The organism is Pseudogracilibacillus sp. ICA-222130 (assembly GCF_037892545.1).
Taxonomy (GTDB): domain Bacteria; phylum Bacillota; class Bacilli; order Bacillales; family Amphibacillaceae; genus Pseudogracilibacillus.
The window spans coordinates 1-9,447 of record NZ_JBBKBG010000053.1; the positions used below are offsets into that span (position 1 = coordinate 1).

Sequence of the window (9,447 nt, forward strand, 5' to 3'; positions counted from 1 at the left end):
ATGAGGCAGTTTTCTTTATGTTTAGTATGCTGCTCGAAAGATATCTATAATATCTTGCTTAGTCCCTTGGATAGGGTTGCTAATTGCATTACCATCTTCAAGTGCAAGTTTTGCCATTAATTCAAAATCTTCTTCTTTTACATTTAATGCACGTAAATTACTTGGAATATTGACATCTTTTGATAATGTTTCAATAGCTTTGATCGCTTTTTCTGCTGCATCTCTTACAGATAACCCTTCAATATTTTCGCCCATAAACGTTGCAATATCGGCAAATTTTTGTGGATTTGAAATTAAATTAAATCGTTCAACATGTGGAAGTAAGACCGCATTTGCTACACCATGTGGAATGTCATATAATCCACCTAGCTGGTGTGCCATCGCATGAACATATCCTAATCCCGCATTATTGAATGCCATCCCTGCAAGTAATGATGCATGTGCCATATTTTCACGCGCTTCTAAATTTTTTCCATTCGCCACTGCTTGGCGTAAGTTTGTAGAAATTAATTTAATTGCTTGAATCGCCATAGAATCTGTTACCGGATTAGCACCCAATGACAAATATGACTCCACCGCATGTGTTAATGCATCTAAACCTGTAGCAGCTGTTAAACCGGCGGGTTTTCCAGTCATCAGTTCCGGATCGTTAATAGATACTAAAGGCGTATTTCTCCAACTTACAATGACGAATTTTATTTTCTTTTCCGTATTTGTAATTACACAATGTCTCGTTACTTCACTACCTGTCCCCGCTGTCGTATTAACAGATACAATTGGTGGAAGTGGATTACTTAATTTTTCTATTCCTGCATAATTTTCATATAGATCTCCTTCATGTGACGCAGCAATCCCAATACCTTTTCCACAGTCATGCGCACTACCTCCACCAACCGTTAAAATAAGGTCGCATTTTTCCGCTTCAAATACTTTTAACCCATCCCGTACATTTGTATCTTTCGGATTCGGTTCCACTCCGTCATAAAATGCATACGTAATACCTTTTTCCTCTAAAGATTGTACTACTTTATCAACCGGACCACCTGCTAGCCCTTTTAAAAATGCATCCGTAACAATAAGCGCTCTTTTCGCCCCTAAAATTTCACAACGTTCCCCAACAATATTAACAGACCCACGACCAAAGAAGTTTACATTCGGCATGAAAAAGTCATACATATTTCCATCTCCTTTATATTTTTATAATGCTATGTTTTCCAAATTCACAAAAATTACTCTGTCCACTTACCTGTGATAACCTTTTGACGTGTGTAAAAGTTCACACCATCTTTTCCGTTTGCATGTAAATCGCCATAGAATGAATTTTTCCACCCAGAGAATGGGAAAAATGCCATCGGTGCTGGAACGCCTATGTTGACCCCTAACATCCCAGCGTCAATTTCTTCACGGAATTTCCGAACGCTTCCACCATTCGTCGTGAATATACAGGAACCATTAGCAAAAGATGATCGATTAGATAGCTTGATTGCTTCGTCTAAGTTTTTTACACGCGCGATAGATAAAACTGGGGCAAAAATTTCATCTTGCCAAATTTTCATCTCACTTGTTACACCATCAAAAATTGTCGGCCCAACATAATAGCCACCTTCCTGAGCACTTGTGTCATTCCGACCGTCACGAATAAGTGTTGCCCCTTCTTGTTCACCCGTTTCAATATATTGCAATATACGCTGTTTATGCGACTCACGGATGACAGGCCCTAAGAAAATCCCTTCGTCAAGTCCGTTTCCTATTTTAATATTATTCGCTTTTTCAACGAGCTGTTCGATAAATACATCGGCAACCGATTCTTCTACTGCAACGACCGAACATGCCATACAACGCTCACCAGCAGAACCAAATGCAGCATTCATAATTTGAGTTGTCGCATTATCTAAGTCTGCATCTTTTAAAACAATAGAATGGTTTTTTGCTCCTGCTAATGCTTGTACACGTTTTAAATTTTCTGTCCCTCGTTTATAGACGTACTCTGCAACTGGTTGAGAACCAACGAAGGATATCGCTGCAATATCATCGTTATCTAACATACCATTTACAACATCATGTGCCCCATGCACAATATTGAAAACACCATCTGGTAATCCAGCCTCTTGTAATAGCTCAGCTAAACGATTCGCTAATAATGGTGTTCGTTCAGATGGTTTTAAAACGAATGTATTTCCAGTTGCTATCGCGATTGGAAACATCCACGCTGGTACCATCATCGGGAAATTAAAAGGAGTAATCCCACCGATGACACCAATTGGATAACGATAACTACTTGAATCAATATCAGACGAGATGGTACTCAATGAATCTCCCATCATTAAACTAGGTGCACCAGCAGCAAATTCTACATTTTCAATTCCACGTTGGACTTCACCATATGCTTCTTTAAAATTTTTCCCATTCTCTTTTGTAATAAGTTTTGCCAATTCATCCCAATGTGCAACGAGTAACTGTTGGTACTTAAATAAAATACGAGCTCGTTGTGGAACAGGCACTTTTCTCCATGTTTTAAATGATTGACTTGCAACACTTACAGCCTCATTTAATTCATCTTTTGTTGAAATAGGAACTTCCGCAATCACCTCACCTGTTGCCGGATTATAAACAGGTTCTAATTTTTCAGATGTTGATGTCACCCATTTTCCTCCAATAAAGTTCTGCACAGTTAATTTATTTCCCATTTTATTACCTCCAATATATTTATCCCTCTAATTTATTCAAATTGATAATGAAAACAAGTTGTATAAAGCTTTTTTATTTCCTCTATAGTTGGAACACGAGGATTATTCGCTGGACTGCCAGACCTTATTGCATCTTCTGCCATCTTTGGAATATTCCTTTCAAATGTCTCTTCATCTATACCCCATTCCTTTAAATTCGGAATATGTAGTTTGGCACATAATTGTTTAATGAATGATACCGCAAAATCTGCTGCTTCCTCATTGGATAGGGTTTTATTCGTAAACATTCTTCCAACATCTGCTAATCGATCAATACATGCGTCCTTACTAAACTCTAATACTGCTGGGAGTAACATAGCATTAGAAAAGCCATGGGGCACATGAAAAAGTGCGCCGATCGGACGGGATAATCCATGCACTAGACACACGGACGCATTACCAAAAGCCATCCCAGCTTGTAAAGATCCGAGCGACAATTTTTCCCTTGCCTCTATATTGTTCCCTTGCTCGTAAACCGTTAACAAGTTGTTAGCGATAAGTTTTATTGCCGATAACGCTAACATATCTGTCATTGGATGTGATAATTTTGAAATATAAGCTTCAATAGCATGACTAAGTGCATCTACTCCAGTTGCCGCAGTTACCCTTTTTGGCGCTGATAATGTTAATAATGGATCGACAATGGCTGCATCCGGCAAAAATCCAAACTGTTTAATCATCATTTTCTCTTTATTCGCTACATTCGTAATGACGGTGACATCTGTTGCTTCTGAACCTGTCCCAGCAGTTGTCGGAATTGCAACATGGGCGGTCGGCTTATTTATTACGTTTTTATGGTTGTTCATATAATCTGAAATATCCCCACCATTTGTCGCCAATACCGCTACCGCTTTTGCCGTATCTATACAACTTCCACCACCAATAGATACAATGACATCACAGTGATTTTTCTTATATACAGCAAGTGCTTCTCTTACGTAATCATCATTCGGTTCAGAATCTACACCTAAATATATTGCATAAGTAAGACCCCTTTCGTCCAATTGTTGAACACTCTTTTCAATATAGCCAAGTTGTTCCATTGTTTTGTCACTTATAAGCAACACTTTAGTGCCTTTATCTTTTACTAGATCACCCATTTTTTTAAAAGAACCACGGCCGTAATAAATTTGTTGCGGTGTTTCTAACAGTGCATATGTGTTCATCTTCCACCTCTCCTCACGAATAGATCTACCCTTGAATTGATAACGCATACATTATAGTTTGTTCGTGTACATATAGTGTAGATAAAGTGTAGCAATAAAACTACATATTGTCAATGCAATTTTTTGAAAATTAAAACATATCCACCTTCATCCATTTAATTCACAAGATGAAAAACCCTGATTGTTTTATAACACAATCAGGACTTTTCGATGTTATACTCCTTCTATTTCTAATTCTTTTATTTTCTTATATAAGGTAGTCCGATGCATACCTAATATATTTGCAGCCTTTGTTTTATTGCCTCCTGCTTCTTCTAAAGCAGTTAAGATCATTTTTCTTTCTTCTGCTTTTTTACGATGCTTTATTTCCATTAACCATGATGGCTGTGTTGTAGGCTGTTCTACTTGCATATATATCGGTAAATGATGCACATCAATTTCTTTCGTTTGAACAGTTGTGACTAAATTTTCAACTACTTGAATTAATTCTTCAACATTGCCCGGCCAATCATATTCCAATAATGCATGTACTGCGTCTGAACTAAAAGATTTTTGTGGTTTTTGATGTATATAACAATATTCCTGTAAGTAATGAGAAAGTAAAAATGTCATATCTTTTTTTCGTGTCCTCAATGGAGATATTGGAATATGTATCACTGGTAAATTCAATTTATCGTCCGACCATGTGGCTATTTTAGTAGATGATGCAATAATACGGATACGCAGGGGTTCCTTTTCATTCGTAATCGGATGTTTGTATTCCTTCCTTTTTAGAATATAAAACAGTTTATCTTGTAATTCCTTTGGTAAGTATTCAAAGTATTCGAGATAAATCGTTCCGACATCCATCGCCAATAAACCAGGTTCGTCTTCTAATCCAAATAAACGTTTTTCAATAGAAGATGGCGTATCAGTTTTGCAATGTATTCGATAAAATGGCGCTTCGTTATTGGGACTCAATTGATGAATTGTACGGGCAAACATTTCTTTCCCTGTTCCTTTTTCACCTGTCATCAACACGGTTGTTTTCGTTTGCGCTGCTTTTCTTATTTGTTGTTTTATATGTACGGCTTCTTCACTTGTTCCGACGATTTTATCCATCGTAATATATTCTTCATCAGGTGTAGTAGCTGTTTTTCGAACTTGTTCTAACATATTTTCTTTCTCTGTTTGTAACTTGCGATATATATGATAAACTTCCGAAACTCCCTCAAATATAAGCATTCCAATTGCACCAATAACTTTATCGCCTTGCCAAATTGGAATACGATGAACAATCATATCTTGGCCTTGAATATGTTGAAGGACATTTCGTTCTGGAATAGCATTTTTTACTGTTTTATGAAGTTTCGTATTATCAATCACTTCTGTTACGTGTTTCCCAATTGCATCCTCTCGATGAACACCGATAAATTTAGCATAAGATTCATTTAATTCTATGAGAATCCCAGCCTCATCTACAACAGCAATTCCCTCATATGCTGTTTCTAAAATAACATCCAAAATAGATGTAATATGACTTGTTTGTTGTTTAGTTTCTAGTTGTTGATGTATGAATGGTTGAATTTCCTTTTGCGTCATCATTCCAGCATAAGTGCCATCTGGATGGACGACGATGATAAACTCTGTTGACAATTCAATCATTTCATCCATATTTGCCGTCGTAAATACAGCAAGAAAGTCTGTCCGCATACTCTCGCTGACCTTTTGTTCCTTTGCTGTTTCGTTCATCAATTTTTGTAATACGGTATGCATTGTTATATATCCAACAGGTTCACCTTCGTTTAGGACCGGTACATACTGTACGTGATTGGATAACATTATTTCCCCTGCTTTTTCCACTGTATGATCGATGTCTACATACATATTTGAATATGTTTCCCATAATCGTTCCATTTTCAACGCTATCCACCTCATTATCATTCTCTAGTCATTTTGAAAGTACTTTCATTCTAAGCTATACAACCTGTTTTATCAAAGTTTGCATCTTGTCATTATCATATAAATATTTCCCTCTACGGTTGAATGTGATAAAATTTTAAATATAAACTATTTTTATGAACCATCTTCGTTATCCAAAAGGAGGATAAACATTGAAGCGTAACTATATATTTGGAGCACTATCATTGCTCACTGTTTTATTTAGCATTATCTTTTACTTCATTGTAAAAAATGGAGAGTTTAGTACGACATTTAGTATCACTATATTTTGTATTGCATCTTTATTAGGGATCATTTTCGCGATTATAACGAAACGAATTGAAACCATTCTAATCGGTGTTACTTTAAATATCGGTATGATCCTCATCATCTTGTTTTTAGTCTTATCAGTGGGGCTTACCACAAATTAAAATAAATATCCTCTCATTTATTCTAGTAAATGTGGGGATATTTTTATAAAGAATAACAGCAAAATTACTATACCAACGCTAGAAGTGAATTCCTCTTAAAGATTATGTTCCTCTTTAATCGATTCATTTCTTAGTTAAATTTGCTAAAAAATACTGCACCATATCCTCGAAAAACCTAACAGCATATCTGCATACCACCATCTTTATTGAGTGAACTAACTGGGAATATAAGGGTTACCAGTTCTATTTAAGCTAATTGAATAGTGAGATAAACTGGTGCTTTCTATATAATAAATTACATTTAGGAGGATAATAAAATTGTTTCACCTAAAAATAAATGATCAAATAGAATTAAAATTACTTGAGAAAAATGACGCTAAAGAATTGTTTGACGTTGTAGACCATGAAAGAGATTATTTAAGAGAATGGCTACCATGGGTGGATAGTATGAATCATTACACGGATTATGAACCAATCATAGAAATGTGGTTAAAACAATTTACTATGCACGATGGTATTCAAGCTGGTATTTTACATAATGATAAAGTAGTAGGTATGATTGGATTTCATGGTATCGATTGGACCAATAAGAAAACAAGTATCGGTTACTGGTTATCAGAAGGATATCAACTTTTATAATCATCCTATTAATTGTTATCACAACTTTTTTCATTTTAGCGAAATACATTAGTCGAAATATTAAAAATACATGTATGCATCGCTAGTGATATAATTTACTTTAATAGATATTAACTTAGCTGTTTCACTAATTCCTTTTTTAATTGCCTCTGTACTTGTTTTCTCTCGATTGGCCGCACTGCCCAAATTATTAATATAATAATTATCCAAAATGCTACATTAGAAAAAAACATTAAAATACTTTTTGGTACAAAATATAAGTATCCCATTGTTATAATTAAAAAGAATATTAAAAAAAGGATAGCAAATACTAGTATTTGAAATTGTTTTCTTCCTTCGACAAGATACACTTGTATGTCCTTTGCCGTTGGATAGATAATCTCTTTTCGACTAGGTAGACCTTTTTCAATAGCTCTATTTGTTAATTTTGTACTTATATATCCAAATATTATTCCTATTGTACTGCTCGTCGATATAATCCAAAACGGACTTATAGTCATATCAAAAAAGACATCGTTCATTAGTGTATAGAGCACAATTCCAACAAAAGCTGTCAGAGCTATTGAAGCATGATTTCTTCGCTCAGCTATTTTAAAAAACTCATTATTTTTAAAGTCAAAATAAACAAAAAAAGTTTGATACTTTACATTAACTCTAACTTTTGATATTTAAAGTTTTTTAACTCTTTTTTATACTTCTGCTGAAATGATTCTTCCGATTCATCTATATAACCTTTAAAGAAAATCTCCTTAATATCAGAGTGATTAAAGAAATGCGTTTGTTGGTCTGTTTGACCGTTTGGGAAAAGACATGAACCATATTCAAAATATCCTATTATATAAATACATCAATTAACCAAAAACTGTTCCTAAGCCACTGAAAAAGCTACTTACAGCAACACCTACTGCTTCTACACCTTGACTAACTGTTTCGGTAATGCTTTCTCCAACCTTATTTCCCAATTTACTCCCTCCAATCATTCTAGTTAAAAGATATTTCAAACGAAGAACTATGAAAAAGGACAAATTAGTAAGCTATAAATTTGTCCTTTTTCATCTACTTTTCAACATGCTTCTTTCTATTATTTTAATGGATTTTCTACTTTTCCTTTTTTAACAGCATTCTCATTTTCTTTCACCCAGTTCTTATACAACTTTTGAAATCGCTTCTCATCATCATCCACATGTCCTTTGAACACTACTTCATCGATATTTTCCTCATTAAAATAAAATGTATTTTCTACATCTAGACCTTGAGGAAAATTACATGCGGCATAGTCAAAATACTGTTGCACTCCATCTAGTTCAATAATTGGTCCACGACTTACAATCATCAACTTGCCTGAACCCTCTTTTAAATAAACAACGCTTCCAATTGGTAACATTATTTCGATCTCCTTTACGTTTTTATTACCGTTCATCATAGGCTATTTTTTATCTACTACGCTTTACTATCTATTCATCGATAACATTTATAATCTCTATCCTTTATGATTATTAAGCGGCTTACAAAGATTACCACTAACGATCATGCACTGGCAGTTAATATTAAAAATATATATTTCTAAACTGACGGTAAAAGTGGTAACGGTCATTTGATGTATATAAGTAGCGCCCCCTCATATACGGCTTAAAAAGGATAGATTACTTTATAAATTCAATTTTTGTCAAACCTTCTTTGACAGTTATGTTTACAACAAGACTAAACATTATGAGCATAGCAGCTCCCCCAATTAAAACAAACACATTTCCATCTAAAAAAAACATAATATAAGACATAACGGAAAAAAATAAGAAAAAAATATAAGAAGCAAACATTTGTCCTATATGTTTAAACGATTGCGGTTTTACTTTTATTTCGAATCTCTCTAATTGTTTTAAATTGACATGCTTATATAAATCATGGAACTTAACTTTATTCACAAATAAGCGGATAAGGAACACACAAAAAATCATCACGATTAAGAAGATGATTTTTATATATAAAGGGAGTTCGGTTTTAAACATCTCTATTTTCCCACGAAAGATAGTGGCTATAAAAACAGCAACTCCCCCTGTTGCTAGTACGGCACTACTCTTATCAAACGACCAACTTTCTGGAGTTTGAATTCCTTCAATTGTTTTTTCATCTTCCACTTTATAAACAGGAAATGGAAAAAACCAATATAAAAATGGAAATAACGTTTTCCAAAAAGATGGTTTTATTTCTACAATGTAGTATATTCCATCTTCCGTTTGGAAAAATTTATAACGCATATTTTTAAAGACATTGTGTATTTCTACCTTCATGAAACATCCCTCTTACTTCTATAAAATATTTCTTCACTTTTTGTTCTCTATTTATTATAAAATATGCTGCGGAGCTTTAAAGCTAGGGAAGTTGTACTTTGTATTAGCAACACCGCTGAAAAAAGTTTTTTATTCCTTGTAATCAGCAAGCCTATCGTCTATATGCTTATCCAATGGTTTACAGTTAGATGAAAAAGTCTTCATAAATACAACAGTAATTCGTAAACCTTTATATAACTTAGATTTATAAGAGTTATTTACAGGGAACTTTTTGTAC

The 9,447-nt window shown here is 34.3% G+C and carries 9 protein-coding genes; 2 read left to right on the forward strand and 7 right to left on the reverse strand.

Annotation, left to right across the window (positions count from 1 at the left end; translation table 11 throughout):
- Positions 1-21 precede the first annotated feature (21 nt).
- From WKT09_RS13225 to WKT09_RS13240, 4 genes are all read right to left on the reverse strand, one after another.
- Complete coding sequence (locus WKT09_RS13225) at positions 22-1,176, reverse strand: iron-containing alcohol dehydrogenase (protein WP_340416481.1); 1,155 nt, start codon at positions 1,174-1,176, stop codon at positions 22-24.
- 53 nt (positions 1,177-1,229) lie between these two features.
- A complete protein-coding gene (locus WKT09_RS13230) occupies positions 1,230-2,687 on the reverse strand; it encodes a CoA-acylating methylmalonate-semialdehyde dehydrogenase (RefSeq protein ID WP_340416482.1) in 1,458 nt (485 codons plus the stop codon).
- Positions 2,688-2,719: 32 nt separating this feature from the next.
- Positions 2,720-3,892, reverse strand: a complete 1,173-nt coding sequence (locus WKT09_RS13235; RefSeq protein ID WP_340416483.1) for an iron-containing alcohol dehydrogenase — start codon at positions 3,890-3,892, stop codon at positions 2,720-2,722.
- Between the two features lie 213 nt (positions 3,893-4,105).
- Positions 4,106-5,788 carry a sigma 54-interacting transcriptional regulator gene (locus tag WKT09_RS13240; RefSeq protein ID WP_340416484.1) on the reverse strand — a complete coding sequence of 561 codons (1,683 nt, stop codon included), beginning with the start codon at positions 5,786-5,788 and terminating at the stop codon, positions 4,106-4,108.
- Between the two features lie 197 nt (positions 5,789-5,985).
- Between WKT09_RS13240 and WKT09_RS13245 the strand changes: the two genes are divergently transcribed.
- Together WKT09_RS13245 and WKT09_RS13250 are read left to right on the forward strand one after the other, a co-directional pair.
- Complete coding sequence (locus tag WKT09_RS13245; RefSeq protein WP_340416485.1) at positions 5,986-6,243, forward strand: hypothetical protein; 258 nt, start codon at positions 5,986-5,988, stop codon at positions 6,241-6,243.
- Positions 6,244-6,561: 318 nt separating this feature from the next.
- On the forward strand, positions 6,562-6,882 hold the full coding sequence (locus WKT09_RS13250; RefSeq protein WP_340416486.1) for a GNAT family N-acetyltransferase: 321 nt from the start codon (positions 6,562-6,564) through the stop codon (positions 6,880-6,882).
- A 643-nt stretch (positions 6,883-7,525) separates the two neighbouring features.
- Here the strand turns inward: WKT09_RS13250 and WKT09_RS13845 are convergent.
- The 3 genes from WKT09_RS13845 to WKT09_RS13260 all read right to left on the reverse strand — a co-directional run bounded on the left by WKT09_RS13845 (position 7,526) and on the right by WKT09_RS13260 (position 9,170).
- On the reverse strand, positions 7,526-7,726 hold the full coding sequence (locus tag WKT09_RS13845; RefSeq protein ID WP_445324040.1) for a DUF4176 domain-containing protein: 201 nt from the start codon (positions 7,724-7,726) through the stop codon (positions 7,526-7,528).
- A 237-nt stretch (positions 7,727-7,963) separates the two neighbouring features.
- On the reverse strand, positions 7,964-8,266 hold the full coding sequence (locus tag WKT09_RS13255; RefSeq protein ID WP_340416487.1) for a DUF4176 domain-containing protein: 303 nt from the start codon (positions 8,264-8,266) through the stop codon (positions 7,964-7,966).
- Between the two features lie 259 nt (positions 8,267-8,525).
- Positions 8,526-9,170: a DUF443 family protein gene (locus WKT09_RS13260; RefSeq protein WP_340416488.1), complete on the reverse strand. Its 645-nt coding sequence runs from the start codon at positions 9,168-9,170 to the stop codon at positions 8,526-8,528.
- Positions 9,171-9,447: the final 277 nt, after the last annotated feature.

Excerpts from the sequence above, each read along its gene's own strand:
- WKT09_RS13240 (WP_340416484.1), bottom strand. The coding sequence starts at position 5,788 with ATGGAACGATTATGGGAAACATATTCAAATATGTATGTAGACATCGAT.
- WKT09_RS13230 (WP_340416482.1), bottom strand. The coding sequence starts at position 2,687 with ATGGGAAATAAATTAACTGTGCAGAACTTTATTGGAGGAAAATGGGTG.
- WKT09_RS13225 (WP_340416481.1), bottom strand. The coding sequence starts at position 1,176 with ATGTATGACTTTTTCATGCCGAATGTAAACTTCTTTGGTCGTGGGTCT.
- WKT09_RS13260 (WP_340416488.1), bottom strand. The coding sequence starts at position 9,170 with ATGAAGGTAGAAATACACAATGTCTTTAAAAATATGCGTTATAAATTT.
- WKT09_RS13235 (WP_340416483.1), bottom strand. The coding sequence starts at position 3,892 with ATGAACACATATGCACTGTTAGAAACACCGCAACAAATTTATTACGGC.
- WKT09_RS13255 (WP_340416487.1), bottom strand. The coding sequence starts at position 8,266 with ATGTTACCAATTGGAAGCGTTGTTTATTTAAAAGAGGGTTCAGGCAAG.